Here is a 25,437-nt window from a genome sequence, read left to right as displayed (position 1 = left end):
CAGCGAGTGCAGTAGCCCCGACCTCTGTCCCTGAGCCGGCGACCTACGCACTAATTTTGATGGGACTGGGTATGGTCGGCTGGACGCGCCGCAGGAGCTAAGGCTCTAGCGAGAGGCTCAGGTGTTTTAACAACTCTCGCTCTGGCCAGATTTCGCTCCTTCAAATTCTGGCCCACACAAATCGGCAGGACGTGGCCGAAAGGGAAAAGATAGGGAATTAGGAGGGGGAGCAAGAGAGGCGAAGGGGGAAGGCAGGAAGGCAGGAAGGCAGGAAGGCAGGAAGGCAGGAAGGCAGGAAGGCAGGAAGGCAAGAGGCTCGCATACGGTCTCAAAGCATCGGCTCGAACCCGCACCAGCTCTTATTCTTAGGTCATTTAACGTTTTGGTTTTATAGCTTGGTCTTGTTGAGGTCTGGGGGTACGTGTATCTGGTACTCCCCACGGTAATGCGATTATTTCACTAGTAACTTGCTACTGCCTTGAACAAACTCGGTAAATCCGGCAAGAAAAACCTGAAGCTGCTTACGTGCCTTTTCGTCTACCATATCACCAGATTCGTCAAAGACATTGTTCGCCCGTGATACCAGGAGCCGACCCTCGAACCACGGGCGCGTGCCCAATGTGCGCAAGACCGGTAGCCAAGCATTTTGAGCCAGGACTGTACCAAATCCCCCGGGCGAAGCGCCCATTACCGCGACCGGCCGACCCCCAAAAATTCGTGGAATATCGCTGGGCGGCCGCGACAGCCAGTCGATCGCATTCTTGAATACGCCGGGTATGGAATTGTTGTACTCCGGGGTAGCTAACAACAATCCATCGGCAGCGGCGATTTGCCCTTGCAGTGCGATCACTGCCTGAGGAATACCCTCATTTGCCTCGACGTCACCATCATAGAGGGGGATGCCTTTAAGTGTCGCGATCTCGAGCGCAGTTTCGTTTGGCACCAGGCTTGTAGCCGCACGTAAAAGCGCGGTATTGAATGAATTAGTACGCAGACTTCCTGTAATTCCGATGATTTTTATCATGATGCCAAGTAGAAATGGAAAAATTTATGTTGGGTTCAACTCTCGCTCCCTGGGCGGTTCGCCCCGAACATTGCACCCAAGCACCGCTGGATGAACCAGCTATCGCCTGTTTTCACACAGTCCTTGCAACCCTGCTGCACTCGGCGTCACTCGCCGGACCTGATTCAGATGGTCACGTTTTTGGCATGTTTTCATATCCACGTTACGCACGATATGGCTGCCAAAAATCCGTTCAACCCGAAGCCAGGTATTCATGAACGGAGTGCACCGCCATCGACCGTCCCCCACTGCCGAGGCAACCCGCTTGATAGAGCACAGCGCACGTCTCCGGCGGGTAAAATACCTGGCCGACGGGATTCCATTTTGTGGGTCTTTATGCATGCGTGCGGCCCAGAGCCTAGCTTCTTTATGAGTTTCTCTTGAGTACCCTCCAGCCACGAAAAGTAACTCAAAATTTGTTGGCTCGTGCACTGGCCAGAAGTTGGTAACCGCGGCCTTCCAATCCGCCGCCAGAACGTTCATTTGCGATAACGATAGACGCGAACGCTTCAAGTGATTCTATTTCGGAATTTATCCCGCTGCCCTTACGTCCTTAGTATAGTTGGCGGCTACCTGCAATATAGAGCTGCTTGGTTCAAGTGAGTAAGAGCTTTAATGCGCCACACTCACCCACCTGCGTACACCATATAAGTTCAAGTTGCAGTTTCGCAAAATCATACTAATGTTAGGTAGGGGCATTTACTGAAACGCTTGCGTTATTTAAATACTAAAGAGCCAGAGAGCAAAAGTGAAGAGATTTAATGACCCTGTAGTAATAAGCGGCCGCGCCGCTGGCAATTAATTGTCGATCAAGGTTTTTAGGTTTAGTTCGACACGGACTCGTGTCCTTGCTGCCGGGAGTTAATTATGGCTCATGCTCTGAAGGTCTGGCCCCTGCTTACCGGCACGATTCGCTATGAGAAGATCCTTTCGACCCCTCATCGTGGGTACGGCGAATTCATCGATGCGCCGATCCTAGCTTATCTGATCGAAACACCCAACGGGCACATTTTGTATGACGCGGGATGCGACTACCGCAAGCTGACCGACCCGGCACTCCTCGCCCGATATTTCGACCCAATGCGTCCGCAGGTGGAACCGCCTCGCATGCAGGAAGAGCAGCGTATACCGCGCTACCTGGCTCAACTTGGGTTAACGCCGTCCGATATAGACCTTGTGTTTATCGGGCATTTGCATTTCGACCACGTAGGCGGTCTATGCGATCTGCCGGCCTGCGAAGTGCATGTGCAGGCCGATGAGTTGGCCGCTGCGCGTACGGGGATGGACACTATTGTGTTGGCCGATGAATTGGTTAATGCGGATCGGTGGCGCACCAAGATAGGCGAATACCTTGTAGCGCCGGGAGTGCATGCTATTACGAGCCCGGGCCATACGGCTGGCCATATGTCGCTATTTATCGAGCTGCCAAAGCGCGGGTCTATCATCATTTGTGGAGATGCGGTCGATCTGGAAGAAAATTTATCACTGGAAATTGCGCCGGAATGCTGCTGGCAGGGTAACGAAGCGCTGGCGGTGACGAGTATCCGCAAGCTCAAGGAGTTGGCGCGCGCGGAAGGCGCTGAACTCTGGCCCAATCACGACATGGCTTTCTTCCATGGTTTACCGGCTTTTCCGGCATGGAGAGACTAGTGAGTTGTGTGAGGAATTTGGCGTAGTTGAGTAGCTAATTCCTTTACCTTGCGCGCCCTGAAGGACCTTGAACACCTTGCCTACACTGAAACAATACGCTCATCCATTTACTTGCCAGATCGGGTCATTTAGAAACTCGAACTCAAAATCAAATATCAAATTTTCGATTAACGCGGAATGACCTAGGCCGATCATTTTTCCCAGCAAGTAATGCATTTAGAGGTGACGGAGATTTCATACGAGTCGCCGATGCTTGCTTGGTACCAGACCCGTCTCTACCCATGACTGATATCCTTCAACGGAAATTAGAATGCGGTCATCGGGGGTAAACCCCCCATTTTTGAAGCGGCCTGAAAGTAGAGGTCATGCGACCAGGGCCAATTTCTGTTTCGGGTAATGCCACCGAGGGCCATCTTGGGGCGCTCGTGATTATAGGTCCAGAGCCAGCGGGTCGCGTAGTCCTGAACCTCCTCAATGCTGTTGAACAGGTAATGCGCGCCAGCCTGTCGTGGCGGACGGTGGTTGTGGCGTTCGATATAGGCGTTCTGCTGCGGCTTGCCCGGTTGGATGAATTCGACGCGGATACCCCAGTTCCGCTGATTCGCGGTCAGACGAATCAGACAGTCCGCGATTTCGCTGTTCTACGAAGACAGTTGGGGTTTGATATCGGTAGCAGGTTTGACTGATAACAAACGCCTGACAGGCAAGCCGGATGCTGACAGCCTTTTCCTTGACTACATGTAGCGCCATCTCCTGGCGTCGAGATGGTGCTACCATTTTTTTAGCATCGCCCCGGCCACGATTTCAACCTTGAACCGCTCCTCGGCGTACATCTCCTTCAAACGCGTCATCATTGACACGTCCATGCCGCCGTACCGGCTGCGCCATTGTAAGACGGCGCCCAACTCATGGCATGCTTGCTAGAATTACGTTTACTGGGTTTTAGGTATGCCCTGCTGTTCTCTGAAACTCTATTTTGGTGCCGGGAGGGGGAATCGAACCCCCATGACCTCGCAGTCGCGGGATTTTGAGTCCCGTGCGTCTACCAATTCCGCCATCCCGGCAAAGCTTTTCGCGCTTCCTTGCAGGAGGGCGATTATCACTGAAAACTCAAATCGCGGCAACCGGCAACCGGCAACCGGCAACCGAGCGAGGCTGAGCGAGGCTTATCGGTATAATACGCGAAATGAAAATTCAGGATTTTGATTTCGATCTGGCGCCCGAGCTGGTCGCCCAGTTCCCGGCGGAGCAGCGTGCCAGCAGCCGTATGCTGCACCTCGAAGGTTCGACTGGCGCCATGCGAGATGCACGGTTTGCAGATCTACCCCGATATGTCCGCGCCGGGGATGTGATGGTGTTCAACGATACGCGTGTTATTAAGGCCCGCCTATACGGTGTTAAGGACACGGGCGGCAAGGTTGAGGTGATGGTGGAGCGAGTGCTGGACGCGCATTGCGCTCTGGCGGTAATGCGCGCGAGCCATCCCGCCAAGCCGGGATCAAAACTGTTTCTTGCTGAGGCAGTCGAGGTCACGGTGTTGAGGCATGACCATGAGTTTTATGCCTTGCGCTTCGAGCACGAGGATACCGTCGCCGAGTTGCTGGAACGATACGGCCATCTGCCGCTGCCCCCTTATATTTCGCGTTCTCCGGATAGCGCGGACGAGACTCGCTATCAAACCATTTACGCGCGACAGGCGGGCGCGGTGGCCGCCCCAACGGCAGGCCTGCATTTCGATGAAAATATGTTGAGCGCTTTGCAGAATATGGGCGTGGCTATAGCGTATGTCACACTGCATGTCGGTTCGGGTACGTTCCAGCCTGTCCGGGCCGAAAACATTGCTGATCACAAGATGCACCGGGAGATTTTTCATGTGCCTGCGGAAACGGTGGAAGCGATCGGACGCGCCAAGGCGGAAGGAAGGGCTGTAATTGCAATCGGCACCACGTCGTTGCGAGCGCTCGAGGCAGCGGCGGCAGAGGGTGGGAAGGCGGGCCGGGGCAAATTGGTCGGCGGCCATGGCGAGACCGATATTTTCATTACGCCGGGGTACCATTTTCGCGTAGTGGAGCGTTTGTTGACTAATTTCCACTTGCCGCGTTCGACCTTGTTGATGCTCGTATCGGCCTTTGGCGGGATGGAAAATATCCGCCGTGCTTACGAGTATGCTGTAAGAAGCCGCTACCGCTTTTTCAGTTATGGTGACGCCATGCTGATCGAGAGGGACTCATAGAACGGCCAATTTATAAATATGGCATGGCTATCGAAACGCGTAGCTGCCGAAATAGTGGACTGGGCGAGAGCGGCCTGATTTCCATGCCGCAAATCACACTAGCGCAGTTCGGGTATTTGTTACCCGCAAGCATATAGCCAACGCCTTCAACCCAGCGCACACAACTCAACATGAAATTTCAGCTTCATTGCACTGACGGCGTCGCCCGTCGTGGCACCTTGTCATTGACGCACGGCAAGGTGGAAACACCCGCTTTTATGCCCGTAGGGACCTATGGCGCCGTGAAGACGATGTCACCCTGGGAGTTGCGCGAGATAAACGCACATATCGTGCTTGGCAACACATTTCACCTCTGGCTGCGTCCCGGCCTGGAGGTGATCGAGGCGCACGGGGGTCTGCATCGCTTCATGGGCTGGGAGGGACCGATCCTGACGGATTCGGGCGGTTTTCAGGTGTTTAGCCTGGGCGTTTTACGGAAGATCACGGAGGAGGGGGTCAAGTTCCAATCCCCGGTGAATGGGGATGCGTGTTTTCTCACGCCTGAGGAGTCGATGCGGATTCAGCGCATACTCAATTCCGACATAGTGATGATATTCGACGAGTGCACGCCCTACCCCGCGGATGAGCCAGCAGCGCATAAATCCATGGAGTTGAGTGTGCGTTGGGCAGAGCGCTCGCGACGCGCGCACGATGATGGACAAAACTCGAATGCATTATTCGGCATCGTCCAGGGAGGGATGTACGAGACGCTGCGCGATCACTCGCTTGCCCGATTGCTTGATATCGGCTTCGACGGTTATGCGATCGGCGGGCTGTCGGTGGGCGAGCCCAAGGATGACATGCAGCGCATTCTCAGGCACGTCGCGCCGCAGCTACCTGCTGAGAAGCCACGCTACCTCATGGGGGTGGGCACTCCGGCGGACATTGTCAATGCGGTAGCACGGGGTGTGGATATGTTCGACTGCGTGTTGCCCACGCGCAATGCGCGCAATGGCTGGCTCTTCACCCGCAAGGGCGTGATCAAGTTGCGCAACAGCCGGTATCGTCTGGATATGGCGCCGCCGGACGAGCAGTGCGGCTGCTACACCTGTCGTAACTTCACGCTCGCTTACCTTCATCATTTGCAGCGGATAGGCGAAATACTCGGTGCACGTCTCAACACGCTTCACAATCTTTATTACTATCAGCAATTGATGGGAGAAATCCGCTCCGCCATCGAAAACGGGAAGTTCGAAGAATATGCGCAAGCATTTCAAGCAAACCCCCCGTCATGCTAAAATCCCTTCTTTTTTATCCCCGGAGAATGCCATGTTGATTAGTGAAGCCTATGCCCAGGCGGCGGCACCTGCGCAATCGGCCGGCGCGGATTTGATGAGCTTGCTACCGCTGATCGCTATATTCGCCGTGTTTTACCTTTTGCTGATCCGTCCCCAGGCCAAGCGCGCCAAGGAAACGAAATTGATGATCGAGGCGCTGCAAAAAGGCGACGAAGTGGTAACCACGGGTGGCCAGTTGGGGCGCGTCGTCAAGGTTAGCGGTACTTATGTCATACTTCAGATAGCCGAAAATGTGCAGGTTACCACGCTGAAGTCGGCCGTTCAGACCCTTCTGCCCAAGGGAACGCTGAGCAGCATCGAAAAGGAATAACCGATTTCTGGTAAAGGCACGACGCGAAGGGTGCCAAGCCATTCTTCTCACCCCCTTCTTCTCACCGTATCCATTCCTATAACATGAACCGCTACCCTTTCTGGAAGTACCTGATCATTGCGGTTTCGATAGTCCTCGGGTTGCTCTACACGCTGCCGAATTTTTATGGCGAATCCCCGGCAGTGCAAATTTCTCCGTTGCGCACCACGGCCAAGGCTGATACGGCCCTTCTGCAACGGGTAGAGGAGGCCCTGAAGAAGGCCAATCTCCCCATAAACGGCATGCTTCTTGAGCCAGGTGGGGTCAAAGTGCGTTTTGCCGATACCGATACCCAGATCAAAGCCCGGGACATGCTTCAGTCGGTGCTGGGCAACGGTTACATGGTTGCGCTGAATCTGCTCCCCAATTCCCCCCAATGGTTGACCAGCATCGGCGCGTTGCCGATGTATCTTGGCCTTGACCTGCGCGGCGGTGTTCATTTCATGCTGCAGGTGGATATGAAGGGCGCGTTATCGAAGGCGCTCGACCGCTATAGCGCGGATATCCGCGGCAGCTTGCGGGAGAAGAAAATTCCTTATGCGGGCCTCGAAAAGCAGGGCTCGCTGATAATAGTCAAATTTCGCAGCGCTGAATCTCGTGCCCAGGCGGAAGCTGAAATCAAGAAGACTTACACCGATTTGAGCTTGCGCGACCAGAACGTGGAAGCCGAGTTTCACTTGACTGCCACGCTCACGCCGGAAGCGCAGAAGCGCATACAGGATTCGGCCGTTCAGCAAAACATCACCACGCTCCGCAACCGCGTCAATGAGCTTGGGGTGGCTGAACCCATCATTCAGCAGGCCGGCGTGGATCGTGTGGTTGTTCAGTTGCCCGGCGTGCAGGATACCGCCAAGGCCAAAGACATTCTGGGTCGCACCGCAACGCTGGAGGTGCGCATGGTGGATGAGGAGCGTGAAGTGGACGCTGCATTGCGCGGCCAGATTCCCTTCGGCTCAGAGCTTTACACTGAGCGCGGCGGAGGCCCGATCCTGGTGAAAAAACAGGTAGTGCTAACGGGCGACCGCATCAATGATGCCCAAGCCGGCTTCGACAACAATAATCAGCCGGCAGTGCACCTCAATCTGGACAATAATGGCGCTCGGATCTTCCGTCAGCTAACCCACGACAATGTCGGCAAGCGCATGGCCATCCTGCTGATCGAGAAAAATCAGGCGGAGGTGATTACCGCACCGGTAATCCGGGAGGAGATCGGTGGAGGGCGGGTTCAAATCAGCGGGCGCATGACGACCGAAGAGGCCCGGGATGTAGCGCTGCTGCTGCGTGCGGGCGCGCTGGCCGCGCCTATGGACATCGTCGAGGAACGCACTGTGGGCCCCAGCCTGGGTGCCGAAAACATTGCCCGGGGCTTCAATTCGACTCTGTACGGGTTTCTCATGATCGCGGTTTTCATGAGCGTCTATTACCTGGTGTTTGGCGTTATTTCAGTGGTGGCGCTCGGGGTCAATCTATTGCTGCTGGTCGGTCTTCTCTCGATTCTGCAGGCGACCCTGACGCTTCCCGGCATGGCGGCCATCGCCCTCACGATAGGAATGGCAATCGACGCGAACGTGCTGATCAATGAGCGCATCCGCGATGAGCTGAGACAAGGTCTTCCGCCCCAAGCTGCGATCAACGCCGGTTACGAGCGGGCGTGGGGTACCATTCTCGATTCCAACGTTACGACATTGATTGCCGGTATCGCTTTATTTGCGTTTGGTTCAGGACCTATAAAAGGCTTCGCCGTGGTGCTCTGTTTGGGGATTCTTACCTCGATGTTCAGCGCGGTGATGGTGTCGCGCAGCCTGGTCAACCTGGTATATGGCAGCCGGCGCAAGCTGGAGCACGTAGCCATTGGTCAGGTATGGAAGCCGACAAATCCCGAGAGTGCCGCGCGTGGCGCGACCACTGCGAGTAGCAAGCGCTAAGGACCGTGGAAGTCATGTGCGGACGTAGCGGGATACCTGATCACGGATTTTTTCGGATCAAATAGAGCAGGAACGTACCTCTCTTTAGTAACCAAGGGCCAGTATGGAATTTTTCAGGATCAAGCGGGACATCCCCTTCATGAGCTGGGGGAAATACACCACGACCATATCGCTGGTGACCTTTCTCGTGTCGGTATTCTTTCTCGTATCCAAGGGGTTGAATCTGGGGGTGGATTTCACGGGTGGGACGGTAATGGAAGTTGGATATACCCAGCCTGCTGACATCAATAGAATAAGATCCACGCTGGCCAAACTCGGAATGGTTGATGCGAGCGTGCAGAATTTTGGAACATCGCGCGATGTGCTGATACGTCTCCCGCTTAAACCTGAGATGTCCAGCGCCCAGTTGTCTGAAAAGGTAATAGCGGCGCTGCGCCAGGACGGCCCCTCGGCGGAGATCCGCCGGGTGGAATTTGTCGGCCCGCAGGTGGGCAAAGAACTGGTTGAAAATGGAGCGCTGGCCTTATTGATCGTTTCCCTGGGTATCATCGCCTATCTGGCCCTGCGCTTCGAGTGGAAGTTCGGGGTGTCGGGAATCATTGCGAACCTGCACGATGTCGTCATCATTCTCGGGTTCTTTGCATTTTTCCAGTGGGAATTCTCGCTGACCGTGCTTGCAGCAATACTCGCAATTCTGGGTTATTCGGTGAATGAGTCAGTGGTGATATTCGACCGGATACGGGAAAATTTCCGCAAGATGCGCAAGGCATCCGTGGCGCAAGTCATCGACAATGCGATTACGCGTACCATGTCACGGACAATCATCACCCATGGCAGCACGCAGATGGTGGTGATCTCGATGCTGATTTTCGGCGGTGAGGCGCTGCACTATTTTGCGCTGGCGCTTACCATCGGCATCCTGTTTGGAATCTACTCCTCGGTCTTGGTCGCCAGCCCCCTTCTGATGCTGTTAGGTGTCTCACGCCAGGATATTGTCAAGCCTGAAAAGAAAGAAGAGGTGGAAGCGGTGCCCTGATTTCGGGCAACTATGTTCTGTGGCCTTGTCTCATCGCAGCTTTTTATGGAATTTTCTTGGAACTTCTCGCGACATTCATCGACATCATCCTTCATCTGGATAAACATCTTATCTGGCTGGTCGAGAACTACGGCAGCTGGATTTATCTCATTCTGTTCCTGATTATTTTCTGTGAGACCGGGCTGGTGGTGACACCATTCTTACCAGGGGACTCGCTGCTGTTTGTGGCCGGCGCCATCGCCGCGACCGGCGCAATGGAGGTTCAGTTGCTAGCGGCGCTTCTCATGCTGGCGGCCTTTTGCGGGGATAACACCAATTATTGGATCGGTCGTTACTTTGGCCCCCGGATATTCGCCCACCCTAACTCACGCTTGTTAAATCGGGCTCATCTGGAAAAGACGCGCCAATTTTATGAAAAGCATGGGGGCAAGACCGTCATCTTCGCGCGTTTTCTACCCATCGTGCGCACCTTTGCGCCTTTCGTCGCAGGTATCGGACGCATGGTATACCCACATTTCATGGCCTACAGCGCATTCGGCAGCGTTTTCTGGATCAGTTTCTTCGTGTTCGGTGGATTTTTCTTTGGAAACGTCCCGGTAGTCAAAAACAACCTGACCTTTTTCATTTTTGGCATCATCATTATTTCCGTTTTACCCGGGATCATCCAGTTTTTGCGGAATCGGCTTGGAAGCCGCGCCCCCAAACCCGAAGGCGATAGTCGCGTAACGAACTCTTCCAACGGACCCTAGTCGCCTGCCCCAATCGACAGTGCGAGCTGCCGGGATTGAGCAAGCTGAGCCTCGTTGGGCTTCAGCCCCGGCCAACCTTGCAGATTCTCGAGCGCGATGTCGGCCAGGACGTTTATCCAGTCGCTGCGCTCATTGAGGCACGGAATATAGTGAAATTCCCGGCCGCCAGCCTGCATGAATATGGTTTTGCCTTCCATGGCAATTTCTTCAAGCGTTTCCAGGCAGTCGGAAACAAAACCGGGGCAGATAACGTCTACGCGGCCCACATTCTCTTTGCCAAGCTGCTCCAGCGTGGCCGCTGTATAAGGGCGCAACCACTCTGCCCGGCCAAACCGGGATTGAAAGCAGATCTGGTATTGGCTTGAGTCCAGCTCCAGCGATTCCGCCAACAGCCGCCCGGTTTTTTGACACTCGCAGTGGTAAGGATCACCATTGTCCAGCGAGGAACGGGGGATTCCGTGGAAGCTCATCACCAGTTTGCCGGGGCTGCCAATCTTCATCCAGTGATCACGCACATTTTGCGCAAGTGCCGCAATATAGCCGGGATGATCATGATAGTGTCTGACGGTGCGAAGTGCGGGGACGTTACGCATGCCGCCCAGTTGCGTGAACACCTCGTCGAATGCGGATGCCGTGCTGCTGGAGGCGTATTGCGGATAAAGCGGCAACACCAGAATACGCTCGCAGCCTTGCTCCTTCATCATCCTCAACACCGTGCCTATTGATGGACTGCCAATGCTCATGGCGTACTCGATCAACGGGACCGACTGGATACGTTCCGCCAGCTCATCCCGTAGCAACGATGTCTGGCGGGCGGTATGGACCTTTAGTGGCGAGCCTTCCGGCATCCAGATCTGTGCGTACTTTTCCGCGGATTTTTTGGGGCGGGTGTTGAGTATGACCCCGTTCAGAATGGGCCACCATATCCATTGTGGAATTTCGACCACTCTCGGATTGCTCAGAAACTGTTTGAGATAGCGCCGTAGCGCTTCAGGGGTGGGTGCATCAGGGGTTCCGAGATTAATCAGCAAGATGCCTGTCTGGTCAGGCGTGCCGTGTCGGTAAGCGGGCTCGGGAGTGATCAAGTTGGTATGATTCCGTTAAAAACCTATGCTGGCTGACCTTAAGCGGTCGCGGCGGTAAATTGACGTGCGCGCTTACGCCTTTCCCTCCCTCGAACGTGGTGAGCACGAAGTTGGAGCAGGATATACGGATTGGGATATAGGAAGTTCAAGCCTGCAAGTTCGCGACTGTGAAAAAATCGCAGAGGTCAATGTTGCGATAGTGCACTGGAGAGCAGCCTGGCGGTCGTGTCGACCACCGGGATAATTCGTTCATAGGCCATCCGCGTAGGGCCGACTACTGCAACGGTCCCCACTATTTTCCCATCCACTTCATAGGGCGCCGTTACCACGCTGAACTCATCCGGTGTGATGACACCGGATTCCCCGCCAATAAAGATTTGCAAGCCTTCCGCCTTGCGGCTTAGCTCGAGCAATTGTAGCAGTGCGGTTTTGCGTTCGAACAGATCGAATAATCTCTTGAGGCTGCTCATGTTGCCCGAAAGATCCTCCACGTCGAGCAGCTTGCGCTCACCCGCAACGACCACATTTTCACTATTTTCCCTTATCGCTGCGTCACCCGCCTCGATGGCCGCGGTCATGAGCGTGGTCATATCGTGACGCAACTGTTTCAACTCGCCCTGGAGACGGGAGCGGATTTCATCGATGGCGCAACCGGCATAATGGCTGTTGATGAAGTTTGCCGCCTCTGTCAACTCGGACTGACTGTAAGTTCTGTCGGTAAAAAGCACGCGGTTCTGAACGTCCCCTTCCGGAGTAACAATAATGAGCAGAATGCGTTTGTCTGACAGGGTCATGAATTCGATGTAGCGGAATATCGCGGTGCTGCGCTTGGGAGCCACCACCACCCCGGCAAAGCGGGTCAATTCGGATAATAACTGGGAAGCGGAGTTGATCAGACGAGACGGATTGTCCGGATGCAGCTGGTCTTCGAGCTGATGCATCTCGATGACATCCAGAGGCTTTACAACGAGCAGGGTATCGACAAAAAAGCGGTAGCCCTGATGGGTTGGTATTCGACCGGCCGAAGTGTGGGGGCTGGCGACAAACCCCATTTCCTCGAGATCCGCCATTATGTTCCGTATCGTGGCCGGGCTTAAATTAAGGCCGGAAAATTTGGAAAGCGAGCGGGAACCTACCGGCTGGCCTTCGCGAATATAGCGTTCGATCAGAGTCTTTAGCAGTATTTTGGCGCGCTGATTGAGCATTTGCACATTCTACACCAGGATTCAATGTTGAGGCTTCCGCCACACGAAAAGGACAATCCTTTGTCAATTAAAGAGTGGAATAATTCCGTTCAGATCGGCTCGTTGGTGTCCCGTACGTACGCCAATATGCCAATGCGCGGGCGGGAATCCTTTGTCACCTTCCTGCCGATATGGTTTAATCTGGGGCAAAAGAAAAAAGCCGTGTTATATATTGCCGCAGGCGTTCCTGATCAAACCCAACCATGAATTCCCCATTTAAAACCGTAGCGCTGATTGGCAAGCACAAAAACCCGGACATCGTAACGCCGTTATTGAGTTTGGGAAGATATCTGGAGAGCCGCGGCCTCGAAGTACTGCTCGATTCCCTTACCGCTGCCACTACAGCGGAGGAAAAGTACCCCGCATTGTCAATGGAGGAAATCGGCGCCCGCGCGGATTTGGCCATCGTTCTGGGAGGCGACGGGACCATGTTGAATATTGCGCGCAAGCTCGCGCCGTTCGACGTGCCACTGGTCGGCATTAATCAGGGCAGGCTCGGGTTCCTTACCGATCTTTCCATCAATTCGATGGTGGAGACCCTTGGTTCCATGCTTGATGGTCTCTATATGCCAGAGCGCCGCATGCTTCTGTACGTCGAAGTCGCTCGCGACAATAGAGTGCTGTTTAGCGCGCTGGCATTAAATGACGTGGCGGTAAACCGTGGGGTGGGCGGCAACATGATCGAATTCGAGGTGCGTATCAATGGCGAATACGTATACTCGTTGCGCTCCGATGGCCTGATCGTGGCAACTCCAACCGGCTCTACCGCATACGCATTGTCATCCGGGGGTCCCATCCTTCATCCGAGCCTTGATTTGATCGCTCTGGTGCCAGTGAGCCCTCATACGCTGAGTAACCGCCCAATTGTAGTTGGGCCTAACGCCACCGTGGAGATCCTGATGCATCGTACCGCAGTTGCACGAGTTCATTCGGATAGCCATTCGCACTTCGATTTGCAGGAAAATGACAAGGTCATCGTATCACGCGCTCCTCATACAGTAACGCTGCTTCATCCATCCCAATATAGCTATTACCGCATGCTGCGCGAGAAGCTTGGCTGGAGCGGCCTTCCCAGAAACGCTACGTAATTCTTTATTCATGCTAAAGTTTCTCAGCATCCGGGATTTCGTTATTGTCGACCGCATGGATCTGGAATTCATCCCAGGTTTTACCGTTCTTACCGGTGAGACGGGCGCCGGAAAATCGATTCTGATCGATGCTCTTTCGCTCGTCCTGGGCGAACGCAGCGATGCCACTCATGTGCGCACGGGCTGCGAGCGGGCGGAAATCAGCGCGGAGTTCGACGTAGGCGAGCTGCCGATGCTGAGAGAATGGCTGCGCGAAAATGGATTCGAAGATGGTGGCAGCGGTGATGGCGAGTGTCTGCTGCGCCGCCTGATAGACGGCACCGGGCGGTCGCGCAGTTTTATCAATGGTCGCCCCGCCACATTGCAACAACTGCGCGCGGCGGGAGAGCAGTTGGTCGAGATTCAGGGTCAGCATGCGCATCAGTTGCTGATGCGCGCAGAAGCGCAACGTGATCTGCTCGATGCCTATGCGGGCAATCGCGAATTGCCTGTGCGAGTCACAGAGGCATACCGTCACTGGCAGGGGCTGCGCCAGCGACGTCTTGCATGGGAACAGAACGCTGCAACGTTCACACAACAGCGAGAACAGCTGGAATGGCAAGCAAGCGAGCTGGCCGCATTACATTTCTCATCAGACGAGTGGCAGGAGCTGCAAGCGGAACACGGTCGTCTCGGCAATGCTGCTAGTCTGCTTGAAGCGGCGCATGCGGGTCTCGAAGCCTTGTCCGAAGGGGAGTTGGCCTGTCTTGCCCAGCTCAACGCGGTGATTTCCCGGCTCAGCGACCTGGTGAGTTGTGACAGCAACCTCAGGGTCGTGCTGGATTTGCTTGAGCCGGCGCAGATTCAGCTACAGGAGGGGGTCTACGAGCTTGGCCGTTATCAGCAACGCCTCGACCTCGATCCCCAGCGTTTGCGGGAAATCGAGGAACGGTTATCAGCTGTCCATGCGGCTGCAAGAAAGTACAGGGTAACGCCTGATGAGTTGCCGGATCTGCTGAGGGCAGCCACTGACCGGCTGGACGAGCTCGGCCATCACGGTGACGGCGCAGCTTTGGCTGAAGAGGAAGAAATAGCCAGAGGACAATATCTCGAGGTCGCAAAAAGTTTAAGTGATGTGAGAGCCAGAGCAGCCGGAACGCTCTCCGAGCAGGTTACCGCGGCCATGCAGACGCTGGCGATGGTCGGGGGGGAGTTTTCGGTGGCCTTAACGCCGCTGGAACCAGGTAATGCGCATGGCCTTGAACAAGTTGAATTCCAGGTTTCCGCGCATAAGGGTCTGCCGCTGCGGCCGTTGGCAAAAGTTGCGTCGGGGGGCGAACTGTCGCGTATCGGGTTAGCGACTCACGTCATTGTCAGCAAGCTGAGCGCAACTCCCACACTCATATTCGATGAAGTGGATGCAGGCATCGGCGGGCGCGTGGCAGAAATTGTCGGAAGGTTGCTGAAGCAGCTGGGCGAGCAGCGTCAGGTCATGTGCATCACTCATCTGCCGCAGGTCGCCGCGGCGGGAGACCAACAATGGCAAGTCGCAAAATCAGCTGATCCGGCTGCAGGTGGAAGGGTATCGAGCCGTATCAAGGTGCTTGATAAGCAGGAACGGACTGAGGAAATTGCGCGCATGCTCGGTGGGGAAAAACTCACTGACACCACCCGTAAACACGCTGCGGAAATGCTGGTAGCTGCAGGAAAAGGTAATGCCTGAACCTGCGATCAGCGCCGATTTTACCGTTTTCCTCCATCTTGACGGGTAGGACCTAGCTCAACGGAAGGAATGCGCGCGTCAGGCTTTGCAGTATGAAGGAATCCAGGTGCGTTCAATCATATGCGCAGGCAGGTCATTAAAATCAAACGCAACGCCATGCTCGATCATTTTGTCAACGTCGAGCAGTTGCTTGATTTCTGGGATATCTTTGAAAAATAAGGTATAAAAAGGTCTGACTAGTGCCTTGGAGATTCCCATTCCAATGGGTCCGATAAAATTCCTGCGTTGCCCTACGTGTGCCACTTCATCGATAGTAATTTCGTCCAGCAGCTCCTTTAACCGGTGACGTACTTCCGGCTCTTCAGCGAATATCTCATCGAACAGTTTGTACAGGTGGCAATAAAAAGTCACGCCCATCAGTTCCGTGACAAAAGCCGGGGGGTCCATGAAAACGCCTGGGACCTTAGGAAACTGCTCGTAAATCTTTTCCTTGATGGGACCTAAGGGCACCCACTCCACTCGATCCAGCCCGCATGTGCATAACATTTCATTGAACAGGCGTACATGACAAAATTCTTCGGCGAGATGGACACGGCTGATTTTCTGCTCGACCCGGTATGAATGTGCCATATCGGGGATCGCATCCCACGCACCTTTTATCCCTACCCATTCATGCCTGGCAAACTTGTAGATGCAGGTCAACATTAGCGTCGTGCGATCCAGGGAGGTCGGATCATCCTGCATCTCAACATAATTTCGATAAAAGGATTCGGGATTGGGAAGCGGCTGGCGCAATTTGACTGGATTGCTCTGAAAATGCTGAAGTCGGGCACGTTTTTTTTCCAGGTCCTTGTCATCCTCAAAAAGTTGCCCGCCGTGCTGCTGAGTAAAATCCCAGTAATTCTCAAAATTTTCTCTTCTTTGCTGGTCTGTTGCCGGAGAAAAAATGGAGAGATATTTCGATGACGCCATGAGTTTGGGTTCCAGTTATTTAACGCAACAGTGCCGCCTCCCCTTCAACAGGAGGGGAATCAGAATGAGGGATGAAGAAACAAACATGGCGCAAGGCTCAGGAATTAGAGGCTCATTAAAATCTCAGAGATCTCAGCTCAGCAAATCAGGTCGCGCAAGCAAATATAGCCTACCTGCCTTGTGGAGGCTGTTCAATAAGCCGAAGGGCTTATTCGGCAAGTGCGAGGAACTCCGCTCGCTGAGCAGCGTTCGTCTTCAGGTCGCCGAGCATGGCGGAAGTTACCGTCTCCTCGCCGGCCACCGCGATTCCACGCGACTCCATACACATATGACGGCAACGGATGATCACGCCCACCGCCTTGGGTTGCAAATGCTCAAGCAAAGATTGCGCGATCTGTTGTGTCAGCCGTTCCTGGACCTGCAAGCGCGCGGCAAAACAGTTGACGAGTCGCGTCAACTTCGACAACCCGACAATGTGTCCGCTCGGAAGATACCCGACGGTTGCATGGCCAAAGAAGGGAGCGAGATGGTGTTCGCAATGCGAATAAACGGGTATTTGCCTGACCACAATCAATTCATCGTAGCTTTCGCCCCCATCGGCGAATGTCTTGAGGATAGCTGCGGGATCCTGCTTGTAACCGCGGGTCCAGTGGGCCCAGGCGCGCGACACCCGGCCGGGGGTCTCATGCAGGCCTTGACGCGAGGGGTCTTCTCCGATTGAGCGGATCAGTCGCTGCCAGTCGGCTATGCCGAATTCTGAATCCTTTGGATTATCCATGGTTGCTATACCTGTGTTCGAGGGAAGCAATAACGATGCGTCAAATATCGAACGAGTTCTGGAGGAACCCCTGAATAAGCACATCATGGGCCGCTGCTGTCACAAACCCAACAGGCCATTTGGTGCGTGCATCATAATAGCACACAACATAAATGGCCAACTATTCAGTATGTGCTTAACGGGATATACTCCAGCCCGTGATATGAGCCGAGTAATAGCACCACATGAAAATAGCAACCTGGAATGTAAATTCCCTTAAAGTCCGCCTCCCTCAGGTTCTTGATTGGCTGGCTTCCAATCAGCCTGATGTGCTGTGCCTGCAAGAGACCAAGCTGCAAGACGAAAATTTCCCCATTAATGATATTGCAGCAGCTGGATACCAGACCCTTTTTTCGGGACAGAAAACATACAACGGCGTCGCGCTGCTCAGCAAACAGCCGGGCGTCAATATTATTTCAGGCATCCCTGATCTGGACGATCAGCAGAAGCGCGTGCTGGCGGCAGTTTATGGCGACATCATGGTCGCGTGTGTTTACGTGCCAAACGGCGAGCATGTCACATCTGAAAAGTATCAATACAAGCTGAAATGGCTGGGCGCCCTCCGGGGTTGGATTCGGGATATGTTGAGCAGGCACCCCAAGCTCGTACTGCTGGGGGACTTCAACATCGCGCCGGAAGAGCGGGATGTACATGACCCGAAATTATGGGATGGACAGGTTCTGTTCAGCCTGCCAGAACGTGAGGCGTTTCGGGAAGTGCTTGACTTGGGGCTGATAGATAGCTTCCGTTTGTTTGAGCAACCGGAGAAATGCTATACGTGGTGGGATTACCGCATGATGGCTTTTCGCCGCAACATGGGCTTGAGGATCGACCATATTCTCTTGAGTCGCGAACTGGCTGAAGTATGTACGGCTTGCGTCATAGACAAGGCGACTCGCAAGCTGGAGCGTCCTTCTGATCATGCTCCGGTAATGGTCGAACTGGCAAGCCACTGACGTTATTCTTGAGCTTGGAGATACAACGACAGGGTTGGCAGCCGCGGATCGTCCACGGTACCACCGCTTCTTACCCGATATTTCCGGGCTCGATAAGTCCCATCGAAAGGGCCCGGGAGATCGCCTGCCGCCGGTTGACCACGCCCAATTTCTGGGACGCATTCTGAAGGTGAAACGTCACGGTGCGTTCCGAGATACTCACGATGTTCGCTATTTCCCAGCCTGTTTTACCCTCGGCTGCCCAGAGTAAACACTCTTTCTCCCGGTCCGTCAAGTTGATTTTTTTCAAGGGCAGAGGTCCTTTGCTTAGCACGATACGCTGGACTGCCTCATGCAGATAACACGTCAGTAGCTGGGCTTGGCCCATCATGGCGACAATGTCATTCTGCGCTTCACGAGACTCTCGCGATGTAGCCAGGCTTAGCATGGCGGCTTCACCCCGCCCGCCATGCACGGAAAAGCTGGCCCCGCTGACCAGGCCGCAATCCTTTGCTTCGCTTCTTACGCGGGCCTCCTTGCGTCCCTTGAAAATTTCGTTTTTCCATATGATAGGGATTGATGTTTTGGCGCAGTGGGAAACGGTGGGGTCTATATTCGCGTAGCCTTCCGCATCGTAATGTTTGCGCCATATCTCCGGATAGCAGCTGAGGATGAACCGGTAAGGACGCGTTAGCGAGGTATTTACCTGAACTCCATACAGAAAATGCTCGAAGCCCATTGTCTGCGCAATAGCTTTGGCGCTGTCGTGCAATTCTTCCACCGAGCTGCACGTTAGCAACGATTCAAACAGATTAATATCAGTCATGATTCTCCCTCTTACAATACATCCACTTTATTGCGGAGCCGTTACCGCGTGTAAATGATCGCCTTATTATTATGAATTGTTAGTTAGCGAGCTATTTGCAGTGGTTATTTTTTGGCTGTAATCATACCTGATCCAACGTTCCGGGATGGAAAACCTGAGCGCCCTCAGTGACATCTATCGTGGCAGTCCTGCCGCTCCCTCGAAGGCGCCAATGAGAAGTTTTAGCAGCCGCCGGATATATATTGCTGCATGATCGGATGTTTCCAGTTTCAGAAAAGGCACCTAAAACATGCCTTTTTCGACTATCAAAATTACCCGGCTGCATACATGGCGATCGCTTTCGGTCTACGCCAGAATTTTCTCAAATCGCTGCGCCGGACGGTGAAATTCCTCACTTTTTTATTCTCCAACGAGGTGAGGGTCACCTGATCGATTTCCCCCTGCTTCAACATTGCCCAAAGAGGTGCAAACCAGTTATGGTCGAGTTGTTTCAGACTTTCACGCCATCCGTACGGATCATGGTACTGGGCCTTTCCGTGTAAGGAATCGAGCACGACAAGGTGATTGCCGGATGGGGTGGACTGGCGCCATATTGCCGCGCTGGGTGGGAGCGGGGCCTGGCCTGTACCGGAGACAAGCGCGAGGCAGCCGGCAAGAACATCATTGCTCCACACCTGCGAATAATCGGATACTAAAGACTCAGGCATGGTTCCACCGCCCCAGAACCAGGTAGCGTTAATGGAAGGTTCCCCGCGCCCCTCGCGCGCCTGGTTTAGCGGGTGCTCGTGCAGCAGCATTTGAACTTCATTAAAAAAGCCGCGCCAGATCGTATTGTTCGAGCCGTAGGGCAAATGGTCATTGATGCCATGATCGATAACGTCGCTGAGTAAATGCGTGTGCGCCGGCGGCGTCTCGACCAGCCGCACATACCAGCGATCAGGCTGCAAAGGCAGGAATTTCATGTCAAGGCCATTTGCAGAAAAATGCCGGGTGAGCAGACTTGTCAGCTGATGGGCTTCTTCCGGCGCGATCGGAAAAACGCGGCTGTCAGCAAGGACGGCTTGGTCGCGCTCAATACGCAAATGGACCGGATCGGCACGAATCCAATAATCCTGTCCCGCTTTTATTCTCTCCCCGCCGTCGCCCTGCAGCGTGATAGGGGCCACCGGCCAGTCAAGCTGCTTCTGGACGCCAAAGGCGCGGCAAAGCCAGGGCTCCATGCCCTCCGGTTCATCATCTGTGCGCGAGCATTTTGTGAGGAGGTTTTCCAGCGCAGGCAGCGGCAAATCACGATAAATTTCGGGGAGCGACGCGTCAGGCCAGAATAGCGAGGGAACGAGCAAATGCAGATTCATTGAATGGGACTTTCGGCTGTAAGCGAAGAATGGTCCATATCCGGGGTCAAGCTGTCGGGCAGGGAGCTGGAGACAGTGTTCTGACAAAGACAGGTCGAGGGCGAAGCTAAAGCCTGTCTCGCAGGAGCACGACTAATCCTCCACGGACCGGGATTATTAACCCGTTCTGATCCGGTTCCTAACCGCCCGCAACCATCATCCTGTCTATCAGCAGCGAGCCGCACTGTTTTGAACCACGTACGACCACATCACTTCCCGCTGCGGAAATACCGAGCAGCATATTTTTCAGATTACCGGCAATGGTAATCTCTTCCACTGCATGCTGAATCTCTCCGTCCTCGACCCAAAAGCCGGCTGCTCCCCGTGAATAATCCCCGGTCACAGGATTGACCCCTTGGCCCAGCAATTCGGTAACCAGCACGCCTTTACCCATTTTTTTAAGTAGGGCGGGGAAGTCCAGTCCAGTTCCATTCTCAAGAATCAGATTGTGATTGCCCCCGGCATTTCCGGTGGTACGCAGGCCAAGCTTACGCGCGGAATAACTGCTGAGAAAGTAACCTTGCAACACGCCATTCTCGACGACGTTGCGCTCATGCGTGACCACGCCTTCATCGTCGAAGGCCTGGCTAGCCAAACCCCTTTTCAGATGAGGCAATTCCCGGATCTGGATGTGCGGCGCAAAAACCTGCTTGCCGATACTGTCCAGCAAGAACGACGACTTCCGGTAGAGACTGCCCCCGCTGACGGCCCTGACGAAATGTCCCATCAGACTTGAAGCGATAGGCGCCTCAAACAGCACAGGGACCTCACACGTGGGAATTTTTTTGGCGCCCAGCCGGGCAACAGTGCGAGTCCCCGCTTTTCTGCCGATGCTGCCGGCTTCCTCGAGGTCGCGCGCATTGCGCGCCACGCTGTACCAGTAGTCGCGCTGCATGGTGTCGTTCTGGCTCGCTATCACAGCACAGCTGATGCTGTGACGCGACGCGGGATAACCACCTATGAATCCAAGACTGTTCGCATAAACAAACTGCGATTCATTCAGATAAACGCTGGCCCCTTCGGAATTGGTGATACGCTTGTCAACGTCCAACGCGGTCGCTTCGCACGTCTTTGCAAGTTCTATCGCCTGCTCTACCGGCAAATCCCAGGGAAAATAGAGATCGAGATCGGGAAACGCTCGCGCCAGTAAATCGGCGTCCGCCAGCCCCGCACAATCGTCGGCTGCGGTATGGCCGGCTATCGAGATAGCCGCTGCCACTGTGTCGCTTACCGCCCGTGGAGAAAAATCCGAGGTACTGGCGTGGCCGCGCTTCTGCCCAATGTATACCGATACCGACAGACCCTTGTCGCGGTTGTATTCTATTGTTTCTACTTCCCCGCGCCGTACTGTAACGTTCTGGCCGAAACCATCGGAGAGGTCGGTTTCGCAGCCGGTGGCGCCAAGCTTCTTCGCTTGGCTCAACACATCTGCCGCAATTGTCTGGAGTGTAGTGAAAGGATAGGAGAAACGAGGCGAGGATTTTGCTATGGCGGTCATGGGAGGGCGATTTCCGGAGTTGCAATGGATTTGTTACCGGCGAATGGCGCTATGATAACAGTTTCTTAACGTGGGAATGGGTGTGCAAAAGAACATGATTGATAATTCCGAATCCGAACTTCCGCCGAGCAAAACGCGACGCAAGCGGGAGATGCACGAACTCCAGGACATTGGCGAGCAGTTGGTTCAACTCGATCTCAAGCGTTTAAGGGAGCTTGATTTGCCTGAAACACTGATGGACGCCGTTCTTGAAGCCAAGCGGATGCGCAAACACGGCGCCATCCGTCGCCAGATGCAATTTATCGGCAAGCTGATGCGTGACCTGGATGCTTTGCCTATCAGGCAAAAACTGGACGCTTGGAACGGACTAGCCCTGCAGCAGACGGCATGGCTGCATCAACTCGAGCGCTGGCGCGAACGGCTATTGTCAGATGAACAGGCGCTGGAGGAACTCGGACAGAAATTTCCCGCCGCCGACTTCCAGCAACTGCGCGCGCTTATACGTAATGCGCAAAAAGAAAGGCTGGCGAACAAGCCCCCTAAGAGTTTCCGTGCCTTATTTCAGGAATTGCAGAACCTCATCCCTCAAACCGGGGGGGAGGGCCGATTCATTCGTGATGAGTAAATGCGTGTTGGAGCCTGGGAACTCCCCCCTTTTTGTCGCCACTTGACGCAGCCGTGGCCGGCAATGGCTGCGGATACACAGCTCGGCTGCCGCCATCCCTTCGTTTCAAGCGGTGACTAAAACTTGATGCCCGTACCGACCAATTGCGCTGAGACGATGTTGTAGGCAAATTCTTGCGGTTCCAGGCTATCCCGTGCATGGCCCCCGACTTCAGCCTGCGGATACATGAAGAACGGCAGTTCGCCCAACACGCTGTCTCGTGCCAGCGTAACGTCTCGGGCCTGATTAAATGCCACCCAGTTCATTTCCCACGAACCAAACAATTTTTCCCTTAGTAAGGCCACTCTTGGATGGCCAAGCGGCAATTCTTCGTCCAATACCAATTGACGCACATCGGAAGGATCGACAGGTACCCAGCCCAGGCCGACCAGATAAAATTCGGGACGGCAATGTTGAGCCGTCGTAATGTCTCCCGATCGGCCAAGCGTTTTATGCGCTGCGGACTCATCTATCCGGATCCCATAGTTATCCCGGGCAGGAACACCGGCGGCCCTTGTCAGACCGACAAACAAGGTGTTGAGGTCGGCGCATTTGCCGCCCAGGTTGCCGGATTCCAGCATGGATTTGATATCTCCCCGGCCGCAGCCCCGCGTTTCCGGATCGCGATAGGAATTATCCACGACCCAATCGTATATTGCCTTTGCTTTCTCCAGAGAGGAATGGGCATTGGTATCCTTTACTATGGAAAGCGCAGTCTTGCGAACGATGCCATCCAGGGGGACGTGCTTAGTGGCCTGCAGATAACGTTTTACATCCGCGGGAAGCGCGGCCCCGCGTCGCTCGGAGTAATGCTGCAGGTCGACCGTACGATTGGTTGTCTTGACGACGCTGCTTACTGTCACGTTGCGGGGACCGCTTCCGCGCCACTCCCCGTAAAACATGGGCGAGGCCGTACCGGGAACGGTATCAAACTTGGCAACGCTCGCATTCCCGCTCCACACGCTGCCTTGCGAAAATTGATGGGCGCTATCGTTGATATCAGGCAAGGGTAGCCATAGGCGCGCCTTGTTCCCGTCGCTGGGGAGGTCGACCTTATAAGTCAGGCGATAGGTATTTGTTCTTGGTCGTATGACCTCCTGATCCTTACCAAACACCGAAGGTGCAACAGGAAGCAATGCCGCGCTTGCCCCGGCCAGCTTGATAAAATCCCTGCGTTTCATGATTTCTCCTGCTGTATGATTCGATCCAAGAAAATCGACAGGTGCGAATCTAATCCTCCCTCTAGGTTAAGTCAACCGGAGGATCCCGAGATAATTTATAAGCGGTTCCAAGGCGCTGCAACTCCCCCAGCCTCCCTCGAAATCCGCCATTCGCTTTTGTTTGCACTTCCGGCCGTCGTAGGCTAGGCTACCGCCTTCCTCGTTTTCTTGGCCCCCTTTTGACCAGTTGCCCAGCAGCACCTTCAAGCTTTGTGCAGCTCATTGTGCTCTAGCGATGACGATTCCAACCAGTTTACTTCCTGCCGTCGAGCTCGAAACCGGACCCAGCCCCACACGTGCGGTCCTGTGGCTGCACGGTCTTGGTGCGGATGGGCACGATTTCGTTCCCATAGTGGACGAACTCGCGTTGCCTTCCACCCTAAGTATTCGCTTCGTGTTCCCTCACGCCCCCATGCGACCGGTAAGTATCAACCGCGGAATGGTGATGCGCGCCTGGCATGATTACGACATGATCGATCCAAATGTTGGGGTTCAGGAAAACCTTGAGAGCTTACGCAGTTCGCAACGAGCGATTGAAGCTTTGATAGATCGGGAAACGGAGCGCGGGATTAAACCCGAGAATGTTGTTCTGGCAGGGTTCTCACAAGGCGGGGCCTTGGCTTTACACACCGGCTTGCGCCATTCCGAAAGACTCGCCGGCATTTTGGCGTTATCGGGTTATCTCCCCGCGCCGCGGACACTTGCGGCAGAAGCGCATCGCGCCAATTTTGCCACTCCGGTTTTTATGGCCCATGGCCGCCTGGACAGTGTCGTACCCTTAGTACTGGCGGCGACTTCGAAGCAGCAGTTGCTGGAGTCGGGCTATGCGGTGGATTGGCATGAATATCCGATGGCGCATACCGTTTGCAGGGAAGAAATCGACGACATCAGCCGCTGGCTGAACCGTGTATTGGAATAGCGCTCAGTCAATCGCATCAGCCGCTACTGCTGTTAATCATCGTGTCTAACGCTATTCGCTGTTCGGATAGCGTCGCGACTTCCTCCCGCAGCCCTACCTCTTCCCAGCCAGCAGGCTGAAAATCTTCACTATTTTTTTATGTGTACATGACAGTTACCTCACATCTGCTGTATTACCCTGATGACAATATGGAATTATGTGCTATATTCCTTTTTATCAACAGGGTAATTCATAACTAGATATTTATAACTAGACAAAGCGGAGGAACCCAAATGCACGCGGTTGCCCAAAATCAAAATACTGAACAGTTGCCGGTTTCCATAACAGCTAAACAAGGCGCGACCCGGAAAATTGCCCATATTGATGACGATCCGGACATTCGCGACACTGTGAAGAAAATACTCACGGCGAATGGATATGCTGTTGATAGTTACCAGACAATGGATGACTTCATAGAATCATTGGGGAATACATCGGATCTGCCGGACCTGGCAATCCTGGACGTAATGGTCGAAACGATGGATAAGGGCCTGGAAGCCTACGTCACCATACGCGACCGTTTTCCTAAGCTTCCCATGATATTCATGACCTCTCTCGGTGAAGAAATCCGCCCCTATTTCACGGGGGTTTCGGACGAATGGATATTGATTGTGGAAAAACCGGTGGAGCCGGTGAGTTTCCTGTCGATCATACGTAGCCGTCTGGAAGACGCATAACGTTAACCCAGGTTC

General features: G+C 54.3%; 24 protein-coding genes and 1 tRNA gene. 14 read left to right on the top strand and 11 right to left on the bottom strand.

The genetic code is table 11. The features are described from left to right. Positions 1-101 (top strand): PEP-CTERM sorting domain-containing protein (locus C8R31_RS14380; protein ID WP_146164608.1); only part of this gene is annotated, 101 nt, incomplete at its 5' end. A gap of 350 nt (positions 102-451) precedes the next feature. On the opposite strand, the gene C8R31_RS14375 is transcribed toward C8R31_RS14380, so the two are convergent. After that, positions 452-1,024: an NADPH-dependent FMN reductase gene (locus tag C8R31_RS14375; protein WP_107694766.1), complete on the bottom strand. Its 573-nt coding sequence runs from the start codon at positions 1,022-1,024 to the stop codon at positions 452-454. A 906-nt stretch (positions 1,025-1,930) separates the two neighbouring features. On the opposite strand from C8R31_RS14375, the gene C8R31_RS14370 reads away from it, so the two are divergent. After that, positions 1,931-2,713 carry an N-acyl homoserine lactonase family protein gene (locus tag C8R31_RS14370; RefSeq protein ID WP_107694765.1) on the top strand — a complete coding sequence of 261 codons (783 nt, stop codon included), beginning with the start codon at positions 1,931-1,933 and terminating at the stop codon, positions 2,711-2,713. 305 nt (positions 2,714-3,018) lie between these two features. Here C8R31_RS14370 and C8R31_RS16835 read toward each other — a convergent pair whose 3' ends face one another. Both C8R31_RS16835 and C8R31_RS14360 read right to left on the bottom strand, forming a co-directional pair. Then, a complete protein-coding gene (locus tag C8R31_RS16835; protein WP_375136135.1) occupies positions 3,019-3,249 on the bottom strand; it encodes an integrase core domain-containing protein in 231 nt (76 codons plus the stop codon). Positions 3,250-3,690: 441 nt separating this feature from the next. Continuing rightward, positions 3,691-3,777 (bottom strand) — tRNA-Leu (locus C8R31_RS14360). 122 nt (positions 3,778-3,899) lie between these two features. Between C8R31_RS14360 and queA the strand changes: the two genes are divergently transcribed. From queA to C8R31_RS14330, 6 genes are all read left to right on the top strand, one after another. Beyond that, positions 3,900-4,946, top strand: a complete 1,047-nt coding sequence (queA, locus tag C8R31_RS14355; protein WP_107694763.1) for a tRNA preQ1(34) S-adenosylmethionine ribosyltransferase-isomerase QueA — start codon at positions 3,900-3,902, stop codon at positions 4,944-4,946. A 170-nt stretch (positions 4,947-5,116) separates the two neighbouring features. After that, positions 5,117-6,223: a tRNA guanosine(34) transglycosylase Tgt gene (gene tgt / locus C8R31_RS14350; protein ID WP_107694762.1), complete on the top strand. Its 1,107-nt coding sequence runs from the start codon at positions 5,117-5,119 to the stop codon at positions 6,221-6,223. 31 nt (positions 6,224-6,254) lie between these two features. Continuing rightward, the gene (gene yajC, locus C8R31_RS14345) at positions 6,255-6,593 is read left to right on the top strand and encodes a preprotein translocase subunit YajC (RefSeq protein ID WP_107694761.1); all 339 of its coding nucleotides are present in this window, start codon (positions 6,255-6,257) and stop codon (positions 6,591-6,593) included. 83 nt (positions 6,594-6,676) lie between these two features. Further along, positions 6,677-8,557, top strand: a complete 1,881-nt coding sequence (secD, locus tag C8R31_RS14340; RefSeq protein ID WP_107694760.1) for a protein translocase subunit SecD — start codon at positions 6,677-6,679, stop codon at positions 8,555-8,557. Between the two features lie 103 nt (positions 8,558-8,660). Further along, a complete protein-coding gene (gene secF, locus C8R31_RS14335; protein WP_107694759.1) occupies positions 8,661-9,593 on the top strand; it encodes a protein translocase subunit SecF in 933 nt (310 codons plus the stop codon). A gap of 56 nt (positions 9,594-9,649) precedes the next feature. Then, a complete protein-coding gene (locus tag C8R31_RS14330; RefSeq protein WP_107694758.1) occupies positions 9,650-10,342 on the top strand; it encodes a DedA family protein in 693 nt (230 codons plus the stop codon). On the opposite strand, the gene hemH is transcribed toward C8R31_RS14330, so the two are convergent. Next, positions 10,339-11,424 carry a ferrochelatase gene (gene hemH, locus C8R31_RS14325; protein WP_107694772.1) on the bottom strand — a complete coding sequence of 362 codons (1,086 nt, stop codon included), beginning with the start codon at positions 11,422-11,424 and terminating at the stop codon, positions 10,339-10,341. The two genes, C8R31_RS14330 and hemH, sit on opposite strands and share 4 nt — an antisense overlap. Before the next feature lie 188 nt (positions 11,425-11,612). After that, complete coding sequence (hrcA, locus tag C8R31_RS14320; protein ID WP_107694757.1) at positions 11,613-12,632, bottom strand: heat-inducible transcriptional repressor HrcA; 1,020 nt, start codon at positions 12,630-12,632, stop codon at positions 11,613-11,615. Positions 12,633-12,874: 242 nt separating this feature from the next. Between hrcA and C8R31_RS14310 the strand changes: the two genes are divergently transcribed. Beyond that, the gene (locus C8R31_RS14310; RefSeq protein ID WP_107694755.1) at positions 12,875-13,759 is read left to right on the top strand and encodes an NAD kinase; all 885 of its coding nucleotides are present in this window, start codon (positions 12,875-12,877) and stop codon (positions 13,757-13,759) included. A gap of 10 nt (positions 13,760-13,769) precedes the next feature. After that, entirely contained in the window at positions 13,770-15,461 is a 1,692-nt protein-coding gene (gene recN, locus C8R31_RS14305) for a DNA repair protein RecN (RefSeq protein ID WP_107694754.1), read from the top strand. Between the two features lie 78 nt (positions 15,462-15,539). Here the strand turns inward: recN and C8R31_RS14300 are convergent, their stop codons facing one another. Then, positions 15,540-16,433, bottom strand: a complete 894-nt coding sequence (locus C8R31_RS14300; protein ID WP_107694753.1) for a hypothetical protein — start codon at positions 16,431-16,433, stop codon at positions 15,540-15,542. 208 nt (positions 16,434-16,641) lie between these two features. Then, the gene (folE, locus tag C8R31_RS14295) at positions 16,642-17,211 is read right to left on the bottom strand and encodes a GTP cyclohydrolase I FolE (protein ID WP_107694752.1); all 570 of its coding nucleotides are present in this window, start codon (positions 17,209-17,211) and stop codon (positions 16,642-16,644) included. A gap of 224 nt (positions 17,212-17,435) precedes the next feature. On the opposite strand from folE, the gene xth reads away from it, so the two are divergent. Continuing rightward, entirely contained in the window at positions 17,436-18,206 is a 771-nt protein-coding gene (xth, locus tag C8R31_RS14290) for an exodeoxyribonuclease III (protein WP_107694751.1), read from the top strand. A 70-nt stretch (positions 18,207-18,276) separates the two neighbouring features. Here the strand turns inward: xth and C8R31_RS14285 are convergent, their stop codons facing one another. From C8R31_RS14285 to pmbA, 3 genes are all read right to left on the bottom strand, one after another. After that, positions 18,277-19,011, bottom strand: coding sequence for a LuxR family transcriptional regulator (locus tag C8R31_RS14285; protein WP_107694750.1), 735 nt, complete (start codon positions 19,009-19,011; stop codon positions 18,277-18,279). Between the two features lie 311 nt (positions 19,012-19,322). Continuing rightward, positions 19,323-20,366 carry a phosphoglycerate mutase gene (locus tag C8R31_RS14280; RefSeq protein ID WP_107694749.1) on the bottom strand — a complete coding sequence of 348 codons (1,044 nt, stop codon included), beginning with the start codon at positions 20,364-20,366 and terminating at the stop codon, positions 19,323-19,325. Positions 20,367-20,544: 178 nt separating this feature from the next. Beyond that, the gene (gene pmbA / locus C8R31_RS14275) at positions 20,545-21,903 is read right to left on the bottom strand and encodes a metalloprotease PmbA (protein WP_107694748.1); all 1,359 of its coding nucleotides are present in this window, start codon (positions 21,901-21,903) and stop codon (positions 20,545-20,547) included. Positions 21,904-21,997: 94 nt separating this feature from the next. Here pmbA and yjgA point away from each other — a divergent pair, with 94 nt between their 5' ends. Further along, positions 21,998-22,528: a ribosome biogenesis factor YjgA gene (gene yjgA / locus C8R31_RS14270; RefSeq protein ID WP_258192723.1), complete on the top strand. Its 531-nt coding sequence runs from the start codon at positions 21,998-22,000 to the stop codon at positions 22,526-22,528. 116 nt (positions 22,529-22,644) lie between these two features. Here yjgA and C8R31_RS14265 read toward each other — a convergent pair whose 3' ends face one another. Next, positions 22,645-23,748: a transglutaminase-like domain-containing protein gene (locus C8R31_RS14265; RefSeq protein WP_107694746.1), complete on the bottom strand. Its 1,104-nt coding sequence runs from the start codon at positions 23,746-23,748 to the stop codon at positions 22,645-22,647. Between the two features lie 274 nt (positions 23,749-24,022). Between C8R31_RS14265 and C8R31_RS14255 the strand changes: the two genes are divergently transcribed. Together C8R31_RS14255 and C8R31_RS14250 are read left to right on the top strand one after the other, a co-directional pair. Further along, the gene (locus C8R31_RS14255; protein WP_107694744.1) at positions 24,023-24,706 is read left to right on the top strand and encodes an alpha/beta hydrolase; all 684 of its coding nucleotides are present in this window, start codon (positions 24,023-24,025) and stop codon (positions 24,704-24,706) included. Between the two features lie 272 nt (positions 24,707-24,978). After that, positions 24,979-25,422, top strand: a complete 444-nt coding sequence (locus C8R31_RS14250) for a response regulator transcription factor (RefSeq protein WP_107694743.1) — start codon at positions 24,979-24,981, stop codon at positions 25,420-25,422. Positions 25,423-25,437: the final 15 nt, after the last annotated feature.

The sequence above is a fragment of the Nitrosospira sp. Nsp2 genome (genome assembly GCF_003050965.1).
Classification (GTDB): Bacteria; Pseudomonadota; Gammaproteobacteria; order Burkholderiales; family Nitrosomonadaceae; genus Nitrosospira.
Note: the sequence above shows the minus strand (reverse complement) of the source record. Positions and strands in the feature narration are given on the sequence as shown.